Source organism: Ostreibacterium oceani (genome assembly GCF_009362845.1).
GTDB lineage: Bacteria > Pseudomonadota > Gammaproteobacteria > Cardiobacteriales > Ostreibacteriaceae > Ostreibacterium > Ostreibacterium oceani.
Map to the genome: position 1 here is coordinate 84,976 of NZ_WHNW01000003.1, position 20,593 is coordinate 105,568.

Genomic DNA, 20,593 nt, shown 5'->3' on the forward strand with positions numbered 1-20,593 from the left:
TAATTGTTAAATGATTACTTACTGAATTATTACCCAAAATTATTACCCAAAATCGCCAGGAGAAATTATGTTGAGTCGATTGATTCTTATTTTATGTGTATTTGCCTCATTGGCACAGGCCAAAGTTGAGCCAGATGTCAAACTAGAAGCAAAACCAGAAGCAAAGCACAGTGCGCAATTAAAGCTAATGGATGCCTTTTTGGCTCAACACCACTACCAAAGCCAACTACTCGATGATGCGCAGTCCAAGATTGTATTGGCTAAGTATCTAGAGATGCTTGACTATCGCAAGCTATTGTTTACAAAAAAGGACGTTGATTATTTTTCGCAGTACGAAACAACCATCGATGATTTTGTTCACAAAGGCGATTTGAATTTTATTTTTGATATTTACATGCGTCACAAGCAGGCCAGAATAGCGCAGATTGATTGGGTATTGCGTCACTTAGAAAAACCAATGTCCGAACAGCGGACAGACGCGATTAATACCGATTACGACAATATGCCGTGGGCAACAGATGAGGCCGCGCGCCAATCACGCTGGGAACAGCATGTGCAAAATGAATGGATTTTATTGCGTTTGGCGAGCCAAGATGATGAAAAAGCCAGAGAAACACTAAAAAAACGCTACGAAAATATTAAAAAACGGTTGCAGCGTGTTGATTCGGATGAAATTTTTCAGACCTTTGCTAACGCAATGACAGCGGTGTATGACCCGCATACGAGCTATTTTTCTCCCGTATCGAGTGAAGACTTTGACATTAACATGAGTTTGTCTTTGGAGGGTATCGGTGCGCAGTTGACGATGGAAGAAGAGCTAGTCACCATCACCAAATTAATTCCTGGTGGTCCCGCAATAAAATCAGGGCAGATTCAATCAGGTGATAAAATTTTAGGGGTTGCGCAAGGAAAAGATGGCCCAATGGAAGACATTGTGGGTTGGTTAACGCGCGATGCAGTCAAATTGATTCGGGGAAAACGTGGCTCAACGGTGCGCTTGCGTCTGCAACGTGCGCATAGCGATGAAATCGACGAAATCACGTTGATTCGCGATAAGATTAATTTAGAAGAATCAGCCGCTAAATCTGAAATTAAAACCATTGAACGAGAAGGTAAAAAATATCAGCTGGGTGTCATTACTATTCCCAGTTTCTATTTAGATTTTGAAGCGGTACGTCGTGGTGATAAAGCGTATCGTTCTACGACCGAAGATGTCAAAGTATTAATTGATGCACTTGAAAAAGAAAAAATCGATGGATTAGTGATTGATCTGCGCTATAACGGCGGAGGGGCACTAGAAGAAGCGGTTAATTTGACGGGATTATTTTTTGATAAAGGTCCAGTCGTGCAGGTGCGCCGTGCCGATGGGGACCTGACTGTCCACGAAGACGAAGACAACAAAACTTATTATGCTGGACCGCTGGCGGTGTTAATCAATAACCAATCGGCTTCTGCTTCAGAAATTTTTGCAGGCGCGATTAAAGATACCGACCGAGGTTTGGTGTTGGGGCAGCCGACTTTTGGCAAGGGTAGTGTGCAGAATATTATTGATTTAGAACGCTTTATCCCTACATTTAAAAACCAGCTAGGTAAGTTAAAAATGACGATTGCGATGTTTTATCGCATCAACGGCAGTTCGACGCAATTAAAAGGGGTTAAGCCTGATATCTATATCCCGAATGCAGAAAGCCTAATGCCTTATGGCGAGAGCGAAGAAGCATTTGCGTTGCCTTGGCGAACGATCCAATCGGTCGTGCATCCAGACTTTTTGCTGGTAAAGCCGATTTTACCTGCGCTACAAACACGTTACGACAAAAAGAACCAAGAAAACCCCGTTCTTCAAAATTTGATTGCGATTCATGCGTATGAGAAGCAATTAATGGACCAAAAATCATTCTCGCTGGATTTGGCGAAACGCCAATCCGAAAAAACCACCCGCCAAGAAAAATTACTGGCGTTGCAAAATAACTATCGACGAATTTACGGCTATCCTTTATTGACCGAAGATGATCTCGATAAAAAAGAAACCGATAAAAGCGAGGCTGAAAAACAAGCCGATGAGGACTACCAAGTTGATGCGATACTTGATATTGCACTTGAGACGGTCTCTGATTATATTGAATTAATTACCGAGCAGCCAGCAGAATCAACAGTCGCTGGAAAGAAATCGGCCAGTGAATAGGGTTAGGCTTCATTGGGTTAGCCTTCATTGGGTTAGCCTTCATCGGCTATAACGTTAGATCACGGGTGTTAATTTCGGACGCTAAATCGCAGACGCTAATTGTGGGCGTTAATCGCGGGCGTTAATCGCGCGCTGTAGTGCAACGAGAATCAATAGGCTAGGTATAACTATCAGCGTCGTTAAGACGAAAAATAGCGCCCAATTGCCATCTAAACCATCGACAACAAAGCCACTGGCAGATGATACCGATGTGCGCCCAAAGTTCGCCATAGAGGCAAGCAGCGCGTATTGGCTGGCTGAGAAGGTCGTGCTGGTCAAATGCGTGATAAAACTCACGAGCACCACCGTCGCAAAGGCAGACGTAAATCCATCGAATAAAACGGCAAAGAAAAACGCCAACTCATTAGGACCAATCACGGCAATTAAGGCAAATAATAAATTCGTCCCCGCCATGGTCACTCCACCAATCAATAGCCCTTTGAATGCGCCGAGTTTGACGTTGAGATAAGCCGCGATTAGAGTAAAAACAATCGTAATAACCCAGGTGACCATTTTTGAATATTTGCTAATTTGCGTGTTGGTATAACCGATTTCTTTGTAAAACGTAATCGACATACGCCCAAGAAATGCTTCGCCCATTTTAAAGGTGAATAAAAATAAGAGCAGTAACAGGATGACACGCATGCCGTGGCGCGCTACCAAGTCTTTGAATGGTAGGATAATCGTCACCAGTATTCGCGCAATAATCCGTGGGTATTGTTGGTGTCTAGATTGTTTTGTAAGCGATTGTTGTGTAAGCGATTGTTCTTCGGCTTGGTAGCGCATTTGTCTATCGTTGGCTTGCTCTTTGATGGTCAGCATAACAACAACCGCCATAAACCAGCAAAACCCACTCATCCAAATAAAAATTTCAGCCCAATCAAGCGATGTTTCGCCTTTTAAGAAAAAGGCAAATGCACCTAATAAGCTATAGCCTGTCCACCAACCACTAACTGCCATGGCTGCCGCGAGGGGGATTTTATTCCCCAAGGCATGCTCGACACGATATGCATCAATGGCAACGTCCATTGTTGCGCTTAATCCCGCAATACCAAAGGCGAGTAGTGCGAGTAATTTGAGGTTGGCATTGGGGTTAAGCTGGGCAATGCAAAAACACAAAATCCCCATTGCCATCAGCAAAGTGATAATCCATGATTTGCGCTGGGTACACCATTTTTTAGGTAGTAGATAAAACCGATCGAGTAGCGGTGCCCACAAAAAATTAATTGCATAAACGACAAAAATACCGCCAAATAATCCGATAGCTGAGCGTGTAAGCCCCGCATCCGTTAGCCAACCTGTCAATGCTGAGCCAATCAATACCCAAGGAAAGCCACTGCAAACGCCGAGTAAAAATATACGGATAAGGCTAGGTTGAAATAGTTGTCTGAAATAATTCAATGGGGTATACCGGTTGTATGGCTGGAGTCATCAGGTCAAATGAGCGATAGATTATAGCATTTTCCACGCTAAATGCGTTCATAAAATCTAGGGGCTAAAAAATAAGGCAATGGCAGCTGTTGCTATCAAACACCGGTCGCATGAAACACTGATAGCATGAAACACTGATAGCATGAAACACTGATAGCATGAAACACTGATAGCATGAAACACCGATAGCATGAAACACCGATAGCATGAAACACCGATAGCATGAAACGCTGGCAGCAAGGCGGTGGATATTTGTGTTTTTCTGCATTTTTCTGCGTTTGTTTGTATTTTTCTGTCGTTGCTGCTAGGCAAAGAATTATTGATGCCTTTCGCCAAATCCCGCGAAAATAAGGTAGAATAGGCATCTATTTTGTATCAAATAAACAGTGGAACTATGCAATACGATATCGTCATCGGTTTGGAAATTCATGTCCAATTAAATACACAATCTAAGCTATTCTCGAGCGCGCCAACGGCATTTGGTGCGCCACCTAATACCCAAGCCAATCTCATTGATTTAGCGATGCCTGGCGTGCTGCCCGTGTTAAACGAAGCCGCGGTTCGCAAAGCGGCGATATTTGGATTTGCGATTAATGCAACGGTCGCCAACCATTGTGTGTTTGACCGTAAAAACTATTTTTACCCAGATTTACCCAAAGGCTATCAAATATCTCAACTGACGCATCCTATTGTGCAACATGGTGAAATTGAGATTGAGTGTGATGATGGTACGTTTAAAACGATTCAAATTGAGCGTGCGCATTTAGAGGAAGACGCGGGGAAATCATTGCACGAAGATTTTGCAGGGATGTCGGGGATTGATTTAAATCGCGCAGGCACGCCATTGATTGAGATTGTCACAGCGCCGGTGTTATCCAGTGCCAAAGAAGCCGTCGCTTATATGAAGAAAATTCACTCGTTGGTACGTTATTTGGGTATATCTGATGCCAATATGCAAGAAGGCTCGTTTCGATGCGATGCCAACGTATCGATAAAACCGAAGGGGCAAACCGCGCTCGGCACCCGAACAGAAATTAAAAATCTCAACTCATTTCGGTTTATTGAGCAGGCCATTAATTATGAAGTCGAACGCCAGCAAGACTTGTTAGCCGTGGGCAAAACTGTGGTGCAAGAAACACGATTATACGACCCCGATGCAGGCGAGACGCGCGCAATGCGTAGCAAAGAGACGGCAAATGACTATCGCTATTTCCCAGACCCTGATTTAGCGCCCGTTAAACTGAGTGAAGCCTATCTGGCTGAAATTCGCAGTGCAATGCCTGAGTTACAGGCTAGTAAAATCGCGCGCTACCATGCTGAATACGGCATTAAACATGAAGATGCCGTGTTGCTGGTCGAGACTTATGAAACGGCGCAGTATTTTGAGTCCGCTAGTCAACAAGGCAATGGAAAAATGGTGGCAAATTGGATGATTAGCGATTTATTACCCAGCCTTAAAGCCGAAGGGTTGGCTATCCAAAACGCGCCGATTACCCCACCCGTATTTGCGCAATTAATCCAGTGTGTCAATGACGGAACGATTTCGGGTAAAGCAGGAAAAACGGTATTTTCCGCGCTCTGGCAAGGTGAAACCGACGTACAGCAAGTCATTAACGACAAAGGGTTGTCGCAAATGTCTGATGCCTCAGAATTAGCGGCGATAGTCGATGAGATGCTTGCCGCTCATGGTGCGCAATTTGAAGATTTCAAACAAGGTAACGATAAAATGATGGCGTTTTTTGTCGGACAAATGATGAAAAAAACCCAAGGCAAAGCTAACCCTAAGTTGGTCAATGAACTGATTCGGAAAAAGGCATCAACATCATGATTGATCAGATTAATACGGTTGGCAGTGCTGGTAATACTGATAGTGCTGATAGCGCTGATAGCCTTGATAGTTTGCAAAAATTTTTGTTAAAGGATTTAGCCATTCGCGGCGCGATTGTGTCGCTGCAATCGAGCTGGCAAGAGGTGTTAAACCGCCGTCCCTACCCACCGCAAATGACCGAATTACTGGGTCAAGCCACCGCGGCAACGTTGCTAATGACTGCCAATATCAAATTTGATGGACGTTTGACGTTGCAATTACAAAGCGAAGGCGATTTGCGTTTGGTCGTGGTACAAAGTGATAATCAATTGGCTTTTCGTGCATTAGCCCAATGTAAACCAATCAAAACCAACCAGTTAAGCACGATTACTGAAAATGGCATCATCGCTATCTCCCTAGAAAATAAACACGAAAAACAGCCATACCAAGGCTTGGTTGGTGTGCAGGCCGATGCGTTATCTGAGAATATTGAATTTTATTTCAATCAATCCGAACAACTAAAGACACTACTCGTGTTGCGTGCAAATGATCAACAGGCTGGCGGTGTGCTGTTACAAGCGATGCCGCAATGTGATGCCAGCGAAGATGATTGGCAGCGCTTGCGTTATGTGTTGAACACGTTTTCCTTGCGTGAGTTAAGAGCCATTGACTTGCCAACAAAGCTACAGCGGTTGTTTGCCGAAGACGAAGTGGTCATTTTCCCAGAATCACACCCAAATTTTGACTGCACGTGCAGTGAAGAAAGAACGTTAATGATGCTCAATAGTTTGTCTGTTAGCAAATTAGAGGACATCATCCACAAGGACACTGCTATCAACATTGCTTGTGATTTTTGCGGTCAGACTTACCGCCATGATGCGGCAACCATTCAAGCGTTGTTGGCAAATCGTCAACATCCCAATTAATCCAGTTACCTTATCGTTGACTATGCACATTCATTTTGTCGGTATTTGTGGAACATTTATGGCAGGGCTTGCGAGGATAGCGCATGCACTTGGGCATGAAGTCAGCGGCTCGGATGCGGCATTTTATCCGCCCATGTCTCACCAGTTGGCTGAAATGGGTGTGACCACTTATCACGGCTATGATAAAGATATTTGGGCAGCAGTACAGCCTGACTTGGTAGTCGTTGGCAATGTGTGTAAACGCGGTATGCCATTGATTGAATCCATGCTAATGCACGGATTGCCTTATACCTCTGGGGCGGCATGGTTGGGCGAACAAGTGCTAAAACAGCGCCATGTCTTTGCACTGGCAGGAACGCACGGTAAAACCACGACCACGGCGATGCTGATTCATATCCTATACCAACAAGGCATTGCGGCAGGCTATCTTGTTGGCGGTGTGATGCAGGGCTTTGATCATTCAGCTGCACTCGGAGAGTCGGACTATTTTGTCATTGAAGCGGATGAATATGATACCGCTTACTTTGATAAACGCCCCAAATTTGTACACTATGCCCCCGATACGTTAGTCATCGGTAATGTAGAGTTTGATCATGCTGATATTTATGATGATTTACAGCAAATCCAGCGACAATTTCATTATGCGGTTAGACTGGTTCCGCCACAGGGAACTGTGATTTTTGGCACAGGGGATACCGTTGATGCGGTTAGGGCAAAAGGGGTTTGGTCAGCGCAAATCCAAGTTGGCGAGACGGTATTGCGGCAAGGCAATCAGCTATTGCATCCAGATGGTTCACTGCTTGCGACACTGCCTGATAACTTGATTGGCGAGCACAATTACAGCAATGCACTACACGCTGCTTTGGCGGCTCAGTCTGCTGGTGTGAGTATGACTGATTCCATGGCGGCCTTGGCGAGTTTTAAAGGGGTTAAGCGCCGCTTAGAAGCGCTCGCCTGCATTAATGGCATTACGATTTACGACGATTTTGCGCATCATCCGACTGCCATTGCGATGACGCTGGCGGCGCTAAAAAAACAAGCACCCAATAAGCGTGTCATTAGTGTGTTTGAGCCACGCTCTAATACGATGCAGATGGGGGTCCATCGCGACAGTTTGCCAGCGGCGTTTGTTGATTCAGATAAGACGTTTATTTATCGCGATGCAAGCATCAGCTGGGATATCCTTGGAGGTGCGGATAAAGCAACTCATCCAGCAATAAATTCAGACGTTTGGGCAACGGCGCCGTTGATTTACGACAACATAGCGCAATTGCTTGCTGACTTAATCGATACATTACGACCCGATGATACGGTCGTTATTATGAGTAATGGTCATTTTTTTGGACTGCATGAGCAATTAATATCTACCTTGAGAGACACCTATGACAGCGCCTAATTCTGATAGTACTGAGAAAGTAGCCGATGCAACGTTAACGGAATCAAAAAAATCAACCAAGATGCCTGTCGCGGTAGCGATAACAGGCGCTTCGGGCGGCAAATATGCACTGCGTTTGTTAGCGCAATTATTGCATGCTGGCGAGCAGGTTTATCTTATGATTTCACAAGCGGGTCTGATGGTGCTTGCGATGGAGGAGGGGCTTAAACTCAGCAATCGTCCAAAGGAAATTCAAAAACGATTAATCGATTATTTTCAGTGTGAGCCCAATCAATTACAGGTTTTTGGTGAGCAAGATTGGTTAGCGCCGCCTGCCTCAGGTTCGGCAAAACTTAAAGGCATGGTCATTATTCCTTGTACCACAGGCACGCTAGGCGCGATCGCGGCAGGCGTTAGTAATTGCTTGATTAACCGAAGTGCAGACGTTTGTCTCAAAGAAAAAAAACCGCTCATTATTGTCGTGCGAGAAACGCCATTCTCATCGATTCATTTAGAAAATATGCTAAGGTTAAGCCAAGCAGGTGCGACTATTATGCCTGCCAATCCTGGGTTTTACCATCACCCCGAAACGATAATGGATATTATTGATTTTATGGTGGCGCGGGTTTTGGATCACCTCGGTGTGCCCCAGCAGCTCCTTGAAGAATGGGGGAAGTAATTAACTTAGCACCAATGCGCAACCAACGTGTAGCAGAGATACAACCGAGATGCAATCGAACTGCAACCGAACTGCAATTGAAATGAGGAGGCGAGGCTGTGCCAGCAATCATTCTATTGAATAAACCGTATAATTGCTTGTCGCAGTTTACCGACGACTCAGGTCGAGATAATTTAAGCCATTACATTAAGGTGACGGGGTTTTATCCTGCAGGACGCTTAGATTATGACAGTGAAGGACTGCTCATTTTAACGAATAATGGGCGGCTCCAAGCACAAATCACCGATCCTGCTTACGCCAAGCCAAAAACCTATCTCGCGCAAGTTGAAGGAGAAATAACGAAATCGGCATTAGCTGATTTACGTCAGGGTGTTTGCTTAAAAGACGGCATCACACGCCCTGCAAAAGCCGTCAAATGTGGCCCGCCAAAACTATGGCCTAGAAATCCGCCGATTCGCTATCGTCAGCAGATTCCCACTTCGTGGGTAAAGCTTACCATTACCGAAGGGCGCAATCGCCAAGTTAGGCGCATGCTAGCACATGTGGGATTTCCTTGCTTGCGTTTGGTTCGACTGTCTGTTGGGGATTGGCATTTGCAGGATTTACAACCAGGGCAATCGCGAAAAATCACCTATCAAGCATCAAAACGCTAACCGACCTACAGCGTGATTCGTTGCGTCAACCGCTAGAAATAATGCCGCATTTTTACGTATCGGTACTGGTGATTTCCAGCTCTTCTAAGCCTGAGTGCCAAGCATCAATCACGGCTTTGATAACGGTTGCCAGTGGAATGGCAAAAAATATCCCCCAAAATCCCCAAATCCCCCCAAAGACCAAAATAGCCACGATAATAGCCACGGGGTGAATATTGACGGCTTCTGAAAAGATTAACGGCGCGAGTACATTGCCATCGAGGATTTGAATGACGAGATAAACGCCCATCAATAAATAAAACTGGCTACCAATTCCCCATTGCACAAAAGCAACGATAGCAATCGGTAATGTGACGATGGTTGCGCCGATATAAGGGATTAGCACAGAAATACCGACAATAAACGACAGTAACATCGCGTATTGCAATTCAAATAAAGTAAAGGTGATAAAACTGACAAACCACACGATTAAAATCTCAATAAACTTGCCGCGGATGTAATTGCCAATCTGTTTATCAACGTCGTGCCATACTGACTTGAGTAATGGATTGCTAACCGATAGGTAACGTTTGCAATAGCTGAAAATAGTGCGTTTGTCTTTGAGCATAAAATAAACCATAACAGGGACTAAAATCAGATAAATGATAACGGTTACTGTCCAAAATAGCGGTTTGATAACGCCGCCAGACAGCGCTGTCTGAGCAAAAGTCGTGACTTCACGATTAATGTGCCTAACGGCGGTGCTGGCTTGCTCGGTGCTGATTAAATCAGGGTATCTTTCGGGTAGCTTTAGGATGATGTCTTGTCCTGCCTCGATATACAGCGGAATATTGCTGCCAATTTGTTTGGCTTGACGACCAATCTCGGGGAAAGCCCATAACATGATACCAATGACAAAACTAATAAAGGTTAAAAAAACAATATTGACGACAATGATTCGTGGTATTCGTTTTTTGGTAAACCAAGAAATAATGCCTTCGAGTAGATAAGCGATAACAAGCGCGGCTAAAAACGGGGTGAGTATTTTCCCTGCATAAATAACAATCAATGCAATGGCAATAATAAAAATCAACATGGCAGTGAATTGTTGATTAAGTAACAACCGTTTTATTGGGTCAAAAATTTGATTCATTGCAGCATATAACCTGTGTGATTATCTAAGCGCCCCAACCGTTTTTTATTTACGCGATAGGGGGTGTTAAAAGGTTGTTTTTTTTGGTGCTAACTTGTCGTTGGTATCGCCTATATTATCAATATCTGTGTTTTCAGCGGGGTTTTCGGCAGTATCTTCATTGCCGCCTTGAACATGGCCTCTATCATGCCCTGCATCAGACCCTGTATCATGATTGAGCGAATTCGGTGAATTCGGTGAATTTGATGAATCGGATAAATAGTTGGTTGCGCCTGTGAGTAAAACGCCCGAGACGGATTTTTTGGCCTCGTTACCATAGGTCATGCGGGCCGCATTTTTATAAGCGCTTAGCGCATGGCTTGTCTCACCCAGTTTGTCGTAAATATCACCCAATAGTGTGAGGACTTCGGGCAAGGCAATTTCAGTGAGTGATTGTTCGGCATAGACTTTGGCGGCTTCTAACTCATCGCTTGCAAAGGCAAATTTAGCCGCACCATAGTTGAGATAAGCATTTTTTGGGTGATACTTTAACCATTTTTCTATTTTTTTTAGCTTTTGCCGACTCGAGCCATTGTCGATTTGCGTATAGGCGTGGATTAGTGGGTCTGGAAATTCGGCTTTAATGGCATTTTCGAGGAGTTTTTCGGCTTTGTCGGTCTCTCCGTGGTGTATCAATGCACTGGCATAATTTAATAACATACTGTCTTGTTGTTTGACTGCCTTAGGCAAATCGTGCCACGCTTTTTCAATTGCAGTCAAGGGTGTCTCATGCGAATGAAACAAAGCGGTTGCGATTTCGGTTTGTTTGTCAGTGTACGAGGCTTTGTTGGGCAAATGTTTTTTGAGGTGGCTAAGCCGCAGCCAAGTATTTTCATAGTCACCAAGCTGGGTGTAGGCTTTTATCTCTAGGCTGATTAATTTAGGATTTAAGTAATGACTATGATGATGTGTCAATAGGACGTCGATGGCTTTTTGGGGATGGTTTTGTTTGAGGTGTAATTCTGCTTCGACTAGGGCTGCCGATAGCGTATCAATGCCCTCAGCCGCTAACTGTCGTGCCGCTAAAAGGTATTGGTTGCGGCGTTCGTCTGCGCCTTGGTTTTGTGCGGCTTCGGCGGCATTGGTCCAAAATAGCGTGGGATCCTGAGCTGAAGCGGTAGCGACTTTAGCGCCTTTGGCTAAGTATTTTTCTGCTTGGCGCCAATGCCCTTTGCCCATGGCTTGCATGCCTTTTTGCAATAGGTTATTGGCTTTGAGTTTTTTGTGATTTTTGGAAAATCGTTGCAAGGTTCGAGGCAAGTGAATTAACAGGGCGAGGACTTTGACAATCAGTGTAATGGCAAGCACCGTCACCAAAACAGCCAACGCAAAGTACCATAATTGCATCTCGTATCGACCTTGAGGTAGTGTGACCGTCACATAGCCTTGGTAGTCGTGTAGCATCGTACCTAACCATACTAACGCGACCATAGAGAGGATTAAAATAACTGCATAACGCATAATGGACTCCTAAATGCTATGACGTGGCTTGTTGAAATTGCATAATGAGCGGATTGATATCAGGCAGTACCGTTTCGAGTTGGGATGATTCAATCGATTGAATCATTGAAAGCATCGTTGCTTGTGCCTCATTGTCGGCAAATACCGTTGTTAAACGCTGTTTGATTGCTTGAATACTTTCTTGTAGCAGCAGGGTGTTCTGTGACAATACCGCAAATTTGGCGGTATGTAAATCCATCAATAGCAGCCGTTTTTCAATCAGTATCGTCTCTGCACTAATGTCAATGGCGTTGGGGTCATTTGGCGTATATTTCACCCCGCTGACAATCACATCGGTAACCCTGTTTAGTAGTGGCTTGTCATTCGCTTTGTTATTCGCTTTGTCATGCGCTTCCGCTGTATTGTCAGTATTATTGGGTGAGTCATTAGGTATTTCATTAAGCGTTTCATTAGGCGTGTCGTTGCTTTTACTTTGGCCAATGAGTTCGGGGATGTAGGTGGCTAACTGCTCGATGTTTGTTTTGAGTGCCGACTTATCATCCGTGGTAACGCCTTGTAATTGAATGATTTTGCTGCGAAAGGCTTGCTGAAGGATGGATTTTGATGGAATGCTTGATTGGTTTAGCTGCTCGCTGGCTTTGGATAATAAGGCAATCGCGTTCGCTACATTGCCATCAATTGTGAGTTGCGTATCAGCCAATCGCAGTAAATAATGGATTTCTTGTATGGCGAGTTGGTCTGTGTTGTCGGCTGTTTGCGTAGTACTCGTATTATTTGCGCCATCAAGCATGGTTAGCTGGTCCGCCATGCCCTGTTGCACGAGCTCTAATGCTTGGATTTTTTGCGTGATGGCGTTGAGTGCTTCTTGGGCTGCTTGGTTGCTTTGTTCGGTACTTTCTGCACTACTTTCTGCACTGCCAATTTGGCCACTATCAATGAGTTTTTGTAGGCCATTTTGGTGTTGCTCGACTTCGCTGAGTCGGGTGGTAAATCGGTCGGCTTGTGCTTGCAAGTTTTGTTGTTCAGCGGCAAACTCATTGAGTTGCTGTGCAAGGTTGTCGGATAAATTGCTATCGATTGCGTTGACTCTTTCATCGAGGGTTGCTATCTGTTGCGTGACTTGTTGTGTCATTGTTGCGATGGAATCGTCAGCTGTGTTGTTTTGTAGCGTCAAAAAATTATACCCAGCGAGACCAGCGCCACCTAAGCCAACCGCCAATGCAAGGCCTGTTAGCGGTGATTTTTTCGGCGGGGGTGAAGGGGCTTTTGATGGCGCATGAGTCGTTGCGCTTGCCTTGTCACTCATGGTTGCCTTGTCACCCGTGGTTGCCTTGTCGTTTATGGTGGGTTTTTTGGATGCGGTTTGCTGAGCAGACGCTGTTTTGTCGTTGGCTTGACTGCTTGTTTTAGTGCTCGAGTCAGTTGCTGAATCAGTCGCTGAATCAGTTGCTGAATTAGTTGCTGAATCAGTTGCTGCGTCAGAAGCAGGGGTTGATTTTTCGGTTAGATTTTTTTCGTCATCTACGGTTGGTTTTTTTGATTGTTGGGTTGTTTTATCATCGGCTTTGCCGGTTTTATTTTTATGGTTGCTCATTCGCTTATCCTATGTTTCCACCAAACTAAAATTGTCTCGTTTAATGCCTGTTGACTGGCATTAGTAGCTGTGATGATATGGTTAAAACCAAGTGCAGTTAAATGCGTTGCAATACGTTCGCTCAGCACAAAAGTCGGCCAGTCTTGGTAGCTGTATTCGCCAGTCGCGTGTAAATGCGCAACTGCGGCATCAGCAATATCACAGCTGGTAACGAGCATGGCATTAATGCCATACTTTTCTATGAATTCTACCATAACTTCGGTCGATAAGGGATTTTTCTGGCGTTTATAGCAGACTACTTTGGTGACGGTTTTTTTTTCGGATTGCAGCGCGTCTTGTAAATAACGCCTGCCATTCTCACCGCCAATCACGGCAATAGTATGCATTGTATGGGGCATTGTATGGGTTGTTTTAGGATGTTTTTTAAGCGCATCAATGAGCGATTCACTAGAGAAAGGGCTTGGCGCCGTGAGTGTGACAGAGATGCCGTGGCGGACTAATGCTTGGCGAGTGGCTTCACCAATCGCAATCACGGTTTTTTGCCCCAATAATAATTCAATATCAGTTTGCTTGATCTGCGAAAGCCCATGCGTCGCGGCGTATTGGCTGGTAAAAATCAGGGTGTCACTTTCGTTAATCCTTTGTAATGCCGCCTGAGACAAGGGAATTGGTTTGATGAGAATGGCAGGCAAGCCATACAGGGTCACCGTATCAGATAGCTTGTGCGCCACTTTTGCGCTGGGTCTCGGTGACCAAACATTGAGTGATGCTGTGGGCTTAGTGGTCATAGTGGATATTCAATCGCTTTAGTCGCTCAACAGTATAGTCAGGATATGGCACTGGTTGTCTAAGGCGTACTGAGTGTTGCCAGTATTTCGGCTGCGCCTTGCTCGACAAGTGACGCGGCAACCGCGTTTCCTAGTGTGGTTGCCTTTTCAAGTAGCGCGTCAATGGTCATATCGGCGTCGATAGTGGTTGATTGGGCTGCCGATAAAATGAGGCGGCCATCAGGCGTGCCGACCAGCGCCTTTAAATGTAGTGTTCGGGTCGCTTGTTGGCTGTGATTGGTTGGGCTGTTTTGTAGGGTTGCATAGGCCGCGATAGGGGTTTGGCAGCTACCCTGCAAGCGAGCATTAATCGTGCGTTCTGCGGTGGCGCAAATGGTGTTGTCGGTATCAGATAATACCGCTAACATTTCGTGCAGACGCTGATCGGATTGACGGCATTCGATACCAATGGTGCCTTGCGCGATAGCGGGTAAGCAAATTTCAGGTGGGATTTCGACGCGAATTCGTTGTGTCAGTTGCAGTCGTTCTAACCCTGCTGCGGCAAGGATAATGGCATCGTACTGTTGGTCGTCTAATTTTTGCAAACGCGTATTGACGTTGCCGCGTAGGGGGGTGAATTGCAATTGCGGGTAGTGTTTTTGTAATTGACAAATGCGGCGCAGACTACAGCTACCGACAATGCTGTTGGGTGGCATCGCGTCCAAGCTGGCATAGTCATTTGAGACAAAGGCATCAAACGGATTGTGTCTAGCCATAATTGTCGAGATGAATAAGCCAGGCGGGCATTGTGTGCCGACATCTTTCATCGAATGTACGGCGATGTCTGCGTTATTTTCTAGGATGGCTTTTTCGAGTTCTTTGACGAATAAGCCTTTGCCGCCTAATTTAGTCAGTGGTGTATCAATGATTTGATCGCCTCGGGTGGTCATCCCGATAATATCGATAGATAAGCTGGGGTGGTGTTTTAATAGTTGTGCTTTGACAAAATTCGCCTGCCATAGGGCGAGCGGACTATTTCGGGTGGCAATTCTGATGGTTTTGGACATGGGTGTTATAGACATATTATAGATAGGATAGTTGGCATGTGTGTCGGTTAATTGATGCAAGGATTTAGGGTATAATGATGACGCACTAACGACGTCGTTGTAACTTTCGTTATCGCCTTTCGTTATCGCGATAGTGATTCTATAGCGATTAGTGCAAAGCGTAGCATAGTTTTCGCGAGTAATAAAGCAGTTGACAAAATAACCGAGAACGCCTATTGTCATGGGCGTTTAAATTTTTTGTTTTATTTTTGTGTTATTTTCGTTTTCATTTTATTTAATCTTTTTTAATCGCTGTTATTTTAATAGCAAACCAGCGCGGGGTAGTAGTTGCAATGACTAAAAAAACCAATCAACAGTGGGGCGGACGTTTTAGCGAATCAATGGATGGCTTGATTTTACAGTTCAATGCATCGGTTGACTTTGATCAGCGTTTAGCCATGCAGGATATTGCGGGTTCGCGTGCACATGCAACGATGCTAGCTGCACAGGGGATTTTAACCCCAGCAGAGTTAAGCGATATTGACACAGGACTGACACAAATCCAGCAATCCATCCATGACGGCACGTTTGAGTGGTCAACTGAACTAGAAGACGTGCATATGAATATTGAGGCACGTTTGACTGAGCTGATTGGTTTGGCAGGCAAAAAACTACATACAGGACGCTCAAGAAACGACCAAGTCGCCACCGATATCCGCTTGTACCTACGCGGTGCAATTGACACGCTACGCATGGATTTGGGGTATTTGATGCAAGCCATTGTTGATTTAGCCGACCAAGAGACGGATACGATTATGCCAGGCTTTACCCATTTGCAATCGGCGCAGCCGGTGACATTTGGGCATCACCTGTTGGCTTGGTTTGAAATGCTCAAACGCGATGCCAGTCGCCTAACTGACTGTCGTGAACGGCTAAACCAATGTCCATTGGGTGCTGCTGCACTGGCTGGAACCAGTTATCCCATTAATCGTCAGCAAACAGCCGATTTATTAGGATTTGATACGGTTTGTGCCAATTCATTGGATGCGGTATCTGATCGTGATTTTGCCATTGAGTTTTGCAGTGCTGCCTCGATTTTGGCGATGCACTTATCGCGTATGGCCGAAGAAATGATTATATGGAATTCTCAGCAATTTCAATTTGTTGATTTGCCCGATCGGTTTTGTACTGGGTCGTCGATTATGCCACAGAAAAAAAATCCCGATATTGCCGAGTTGGTGCGTGGCAAAACAGGGCGCGTCTATGGCAATTTAATGACACTATTAACGCTAATGAAATCACAGCCGCTCGCCTATAATAAAGACAACCAAGAAGACAAAACCCCTTTATTTGATAGCATTGATACCGTCAGCGCCTGTGTGCAAGCATTTGCGGGCATGATTCCGCATATTCGTGCCAATCGTGATGCCATGAAGTTGGCGGCGAAAAATGGCTATGCAACGGCGACAGATTTAGCGGACTATCTCGTGAAAAAAGGGGTGGCTTTTCGTGATGCCCATGAGGTCGTTGGTAAAGCAGTGGCAATGGCTATCCGTGAAAATTGCGCATTAGATGAACTAGACTTAGCCGCGTTGCAAACACATTCATCGATGATAGAATCCGATGTCTATGACATTTTGCGTGTTGAAGGATCGGTTAAGTCACGCAATCACGTGGGTGGCACAGCACCTGAGCAAGTCAGCGCGGCAGTCAATGCCGCTAAGGTATTTTTAACGGAGATGATGGCAGTGAAGCGGTAGGCTTTCTGCCGTGGTTATGCGTTTTGGTTATGCGCTTTGGCTATACGCTTTGTTTATGCGACTTGGCTATACGCCGTGATTATGCAGATAACAGCTATGCAGATAACAGCAGTAGTGGCCAATAAACGACATAAAGCTACTTGGTCATTTTGTCAAAAAAACCTTTAACGGTATCGACCCAGCTGGATTCTTTGGGCGAGTGTTTGGTGCCGCCTTGTTGCAGACTGTCTTGTAATTCTTCTAGCAGTCGCATTTGTTCTTTGTTTAAATTCACTGGCGTTTCAATAATTACGCGCACGAGTAAATCCCCTGTGCTATGGCTGCGCACGGATTTAACGCCTTTGCCGCTGATTTTAAATAGCTTGCCTGTCTGTGTGCCCGCCGGGATTTTGAGGTGGCCCTTGCCTGTCAAGGTAGGTACTTGGATTTCTCCACCCAAAGTGGCTGTGACAAACGACATCGGCATTTCACAGTATAAATCATTGCCTTTGCGTGTAAATATTTTGTGCGGTTTGACCGCGATTTCTACGAATAAGTCACCCGCTGGTGCGCCGTTTTCACCAGCTTCACCTTCGCCTGATAGGCGAATTCTGTCGCCGTCATCGACGCCTGCTGGAATTTTGACGGACAAGGTTTTATTTTCATGAATACGGCCTTTGCCATGACAAGCATCACAAGGGTCTTCGATGATTTCGCCGCTGCCGTGACAGGTGGGGCAGGTTTGCTGTACTGAGAAAAAACCCTGTTGCATGCGAACTTGACCTTGCCCATGACAGGTTGTACAGGTCTTTTTCTTGCTGCCTTTTTTGGCACCACTACCCTCACACGTTTTACAAGCGACTTGCGTTGGGACCTTGATGGTCTGTTCCGTGCCTGCAATGGCGTCTTCTAATGAAATGCTGAGGCTATAGAGCAAATCGCTGCCGCGTCGATTACCGCCACGTCTAGCGCCTGCGTTACCAAACATATCGCCAAAAACGCTACCGAAAATATCCCCAAAATCTGCATTGCCAAAGCCTGCACCGCCTGCGCCTCCCATGCCACCAGTAAAGGCATCAAAACCATATTGGTCATAAGCTTGGCGTTTTTGTTCATCTGACAGGATTTCGTAGGCTTCTTTGACCTCTTTGAAATTTGCTTCAGCCGCTTTGTCGTTGGGGTTTCTATCGGGGTGATATTTCATTGCCAGTTTACGATAAGCTTTTTTTAACTCATCTTTATTGGCCGATTTTGCCACACCGAGGACTTCGTATAAATCGCGTTTACTCATGTAATTTTTAGGCTGTGGTTAAGGTTTACGTGTGTTTGTTTTTTTTGTGATGGTTTTTTGTGTTGGCTAAAAATAGGGCAGACCACCGATCAGTATCGATGGTCTGCTTGGTAGCCTGCGCGGTTTTGTTATCCAAAAAAAGACGATTGTCAGACTGTCAAATTGTCAGATTGTCAGATTGTCAGATTGTCATTAGCGCTTAATTGCTTCGTTCATTTAGCTCGCTTTACCATCTGCTTTGTCGTCTGCTTTGTCGTCTTTGACTTCTTCGAATTCCGCATCAACCACATCGTCGGCACTATCGCTATTGGCGTTAGCTTGGCCACTCGCATTAGACTGCTCGTCTTGGGCGGCGGCATCGGCGTATAGTTTTTGAGCCACAGGTGCAAAGGCACCTTCTAGCGCTTTTAGCTTGCCTTCAATGTCGTCTTTGTTGTCGCCTTCAACGGCTGTTTTTAGCTCACTAATGGCGGTTTCTACCGTTGTTTTTTCGTTATCGTCGAATTTATCAGCGTTATCACTCAGCGATTTTTCTACGCTGTGAATCATACCATTGGCGGTATTTTTGACCGTCACCAATTCGTGATAGGCTTTGTCTTTTTCGGCATTGGCCTCGGCATCCTTAATCATGGCTTCGATTTCGGTTTCGCTAAGTCCTGAAGAGGCTTTGATTTCAATCGATTGTTCTTTGCCTGTGCCTTTGTCTTTGGCGGAGACGTTTAAAATACCGTTGGCATCAATGTTAAACGTGACCTCAATTTGTGGCGTGCCGCGAGGGGCTGGTGGAATGTCAGTCAAATCAAAGCGTCCGAGTGATTTATTGCCTGAGGCAACATCGCGTTCCCCTTGCAGGACATGAATGGTTACCGCCGTTTGGTTGTCAGCAGCCGTTGAGTAAACTTGTTCGGCTTTGGTCGGGATGGTGGTGTTTTTCTCGATGAGTTTATTCATGATACCGCCTTCGACCTCTATACCTAAGGATAGCGGTGTGACATCAAGCAATAACACATCAGTGACATCACCACCCAAAACGCCACCTTGAATCGCCGCGCCAACGGCAACGGCTTCGTCTGGGTTAACGTCTTTTTTAGGGGCTTTGCCAAAGAAGGTTTCGACTGCTTCTTGGACTTTGGGCATGCGTGTTTGACCACCGACAAGTATGACATCGGTAATGTCTGCTTTGCTTAGGCCGGCGTCTTTAAGTGCAATTTTACAAGGCTCAAGTGTTCGCGTAATTAACTCGCTAACCAGTGATTCATATTTTGCGCGGGTTAATTTGACATTGAGGTGCTTGGGGCCGGTTGCATCGGCGGTAATGTAAGGCAGATTAATGTCTGTTTGCTGTGAAGAAGACAATTCGATTTTTGCTTTTTCAGCGCCTTCTTTCAGTCGTTGGAGTGCGAGTGGATCGTTTGATAAGTTCATGCCTTGTTCGCTTTTGAACGTGTCAATCAGATAGTCGATGATGGCTTTGTCAAAGTCTTCACCACCTAAAAAGGTATCCCCGTTGGTCGCCAGCACTTCGAATTGCGCGTCACCATCAACATCGGCAATTTCAATAATAGAAATATCAAACGTACCACCACCCAAGTCATAGACGGCGATTTTTGCGTCTTTACCTTTGACTTTATCTAGTCCATAAGAGAGTGCTGCAGCCGTTGGTTCGTTGATAATTCGCAGGACATTCAAGCCAGCGATTTTACCCGCATCTTTGGTGGCTTGGCGCTGTGAATCATTAAAATAAGCAGGGACGGTGATAACCGCTTCAGTCACGGTTTGCCCGAGATAGTCTTCTGCCGTTTTTTTCATTTTCATGAGTGTTTTAGCCGACAGCTCTTGCGGTGACATTTTTTTGCCTTTGATTTCCACCCACGCATCGCCGTTGTCGGCGGCGACGATTTTGTAAGGGACAAGACCGATGTCTTTTTGCACCTCATCTTCGCTAAAGCGTCTACCAATGAGACGTTTGATAGCAAATACGGTGTTATGCGGGTTAGTTACCGCTTGTCGTTTGGCAGATTGCCCGACCAAAATTTCGTCGTCTTCGGTAAATGCGATGACAGACGGGGTGGTTCTATCGCCCTCTGCATTTTCGATGACGCGTGCTTTATCGCCTTCCATGACCGCAACGCATGAGTTTGTAGTCCCTAAGTCAATACCAATAATTTTTCCCATAATGAATTACCTCAGATATAAATAGTGATTAATTTCGATAGTCTGTATATGTGTCTGATGATTTTATTTTCAAGTCAATTGGGTGATTAATTTGCTTGAAATAGGATAAAATTCGCTAAAACCAGCACAAAATGACTAAATAACACGGTTTGGCTCGTTGCGACGCCATGCCATCGTCATACCATCGTCATGCGATGCCATAACCATAACCATACCAGGTCATTGATGCGTTAATTTATTGGCAATCAATAAACCGT

Annotated in this window: 16 protein-coding genes; 8 read left to right on the forward strand and 8 right to left on the reverse strand. The window is 45.2% G+C overall.

Going from position 1 to position 20,593, the window contains the following annotated elements; all coding sequences use genetic code 11:
* Positions 1 to 67: 67 nt before the first annotated feature.
* Positions 68 to 2,182, forward strand: coding sequence for a carboxy terminal-processing peptidase (locus tag GCU85_RS03805; protein ID WP_152809540.1), 2,115 nt, complete (start codon positions 68 to 70; stop codon positions 2,180 to 2,182).
* Positions 2,183 to 2,290: 108 nt separating this feature from the next.
* Here the strand turns inward: GCU85_RS03805 and GCU85_RS03810 are convergent, their stop codons facing one another.
* Positions 2,291 to 3,622, reverse strand: a complete 1,332-nt coding sequence (locus GCU85_RS03810; protein ID WP_152809542.1) for an MFS transporter — start codon at positions 3,620 to 3,622, stop codon at positions 2,291 to 2,293.
* Positions 3,623 to 3,874: 252 nt separating this feature from the next.
* Here GCU85_RS03810 and GCU85_RS10215 point away from each other — a divergent pair, with 252 nt between their 5' ends.
* The 6 genes from GCU85_RS10215 (at position 3,875) to GCU85_RS03835 (ending at position 9,092) form a co-directional block, all read left to right on the forward strand.
* A complete protein-coding gene (locus GCU85_RS10215) occupies positions 3,875 to 4,003 on the forward strand; it encodes a hypothetical protein (protein ID WP_268965612.1) in 129 nt (42 codons plus the stop codon).
* 19 nt (positions 4,004 to 4,022) lie between these two features.
* Positions 4,023 to 5,480 carry an Asp-tRNA(Asn)/Glu-tRNA(Gln) amidotransferase subunit GatB gene (gene gatB, locus GCU85_RS03815; RefSeq protein ID WP_268965613.1) on the forward strand — a complete coding sequence of 486 codons (1,458 nt, stop codon included), beginning with the start codon at positions 4,023 to 4,025 and terminating at the stop codon, positions 5,478 to 5,480.
* Positions 5,477 to 6,385 carry an Hsp33 family molecular chaperone HslO gene (hslO, locus tag GCU85_RS03820; RefSeq protein WP_152809546.1) on the forward strand — a complete coding sequence of 303 codons (909 nt, stop codon included), beginning with the start codon at positions 5,477 to 5,479 and terminating at the stop codon, positions 6,383 to 6,385. Before gatB ends, hslO begins: the two co-directional genes overlap by 4 nt.
* The gene (gene mpl, locus GCU85_RS03825; protein WP_218110520.1) at positions 6,333 to 7,781 is read left to right on the forward strand and encodes a UDP-N-acetylmuramate:L-alanyl-gamma-D-glutamyl-meso-diaminopimelate ligase; all 1,449 of its coding nucleotides are present in this window, start codon (positions 6,333 to 6,335) and stop codon (positions 7,779 to 7,781) included. Before hslO ends, mpl begins: the two co-directional genes overlap by 53 nt.
* The gene (locus tag GCU85_RS03830) at positions 7,768 to 8,439 is read left to right on the forward strand and encodes a flavin prenyltransferase UbiX (protein WP_235896214.1); all 672 of its coding nucleotides are present in this window, start codon (positions 7,768 to 7,770) and stop codon (positions 8,437 to 8,439) included. Before mpl ends, GCU85_RS03830 begins: the two co-directional genes overlap by 14 nt.
* A gap of 98 nt (positions 8,440 to 8,537) precedes the next feature.
* The gene (locus GCU85_RS03835) at positions 8,538 to 9,092 is read left to right on the forward strand and encodes a pseudouridine synthase (RefSeq protein WP_328592785.1); all 555 of its coding nucleotides are present in this window, start codon (positions 8,538 to 8,540) and stop codon (positions 9,090 to 9,092) included.
* A 52-nt stretch (positions 9,093 to 9,144) separates the two neighbouring features.
* Here the strand turns inward: GCU85_RS03835 and GCU85_RS03840 are convergent, their stop codons facing one another.
* From GCU85_RS03840 to hemC, 5 genes are all read right to left on the reverse strand, one after another.
* Entirely contained in the window at positions 9,145 to 10,224 is a 1,080-nt protein-coding gene (locus GCU85_RS03840) for an AI-2E family transporter (protein WP_218110521.1), read from the reverse strand.
* Between the two features lie 66 nt (positions 10,225 to 10,290).
* The gene (locus tag GCU85_RS03845; protein ID WP_152809548.1) at positions 10,291 to 11,724 is read right to left on the reverse strand and encodes a heme biosynthesis HemY N-terminal domain-containing protein; all 1,434 of its coding nucleotides are present in this window, start codon (positions 11,722 to 11,724) and stop codon (positions 10,291 to 10,293) included.
* A 16-nt stretch (positions 11,725 to 11,740) separates the two neighbouring features.
* Entirely contained in the window at positions 11,741 to 13,318 is a 1,578-nt protein-coding gene (locus GCU85_RS03850) for a uroporphyrinogen-III C-methyltransferase (RefSeq protein WP_152809550.1), read from the reverse strand.
* Positions 13,315 to 14,106: a uroporphyrinogen-III synthase gene (locus tag GCU85_RS03855; protein WP_152809552.1), complete on the reverse strand. Its 792-nt coding sequence runs from the start codon at positions 14,104 to 14,106 to the stop codon at positions 13,315 to 13,317. The genes GCU85_RS03850 and GCU85_RS03855 overlap by 4 nt, the downstream gene beginning before the upstream one ends.
* 59 nt (positions 14,107 to 14,165) lie before the next feature.
* A complete protein-coding gene (hemC, locus tag GCU85_RS03860) occupies positions 14,166 to 15,167 on the reverse strand; it encodes a hydroxymethylbilane synthase (RefSeq protein ID WP_235896215.1) in 1,002 nt (333 codons plus the stop codon).
* Between the two features lie 317 nt (positions 15,168 to 15,484).
* Here hemC and argH point away from each other — a divergent pair, with 317 nt between their 5' ends.
* Positions 15,485 to 16,891, forward strand: a complete 1,407-nt coding sequence (gene argH / locus GCU85_RS03865) for an argininosuccinate lyase (protein WP_152809554.1) — start codon at positions 15,485 to 15,487, stop codon at positions 16,889 to 16,891.
* A 136-nt stretch (positions 16,892 to 17,027) separates the two neighbouring features.
* Here argH and dnaJ read toward each other — a convergent pair whose 3' ends face one another.
* The gene (dnaJ, locus tag GCU85_RS03870; protein WP_152809556.1) at positions 17,028 to 18,161 is read right to left on the reverse strand and encodes a molecular chaperone DnaJ; all 1,134 of its coding nucleotides are present in this window, start codon (positions 18,159 to 18,161) and stop codon (positions 17,028 to 17,030) included.
* A 216-nt stretch (positions 18,162 to 18,377) separates the two neighbouring features.
* The gene (dnaK, locus tag GCU85_RS03875; RefSeq protein WP_152809557.1) at positions 18,378 to 20,336 is read right to left on the reverse strand and encodes a molecular chaperone DnaK; all 1,959 of its coding nucleotides are present in this window, start codon (positions 20,334 to 20,336) and stop codon (positions 18,378 to 18,380) included.
* Positions 20,337 to 20,593: the final 257 nt, after the last annotated feature.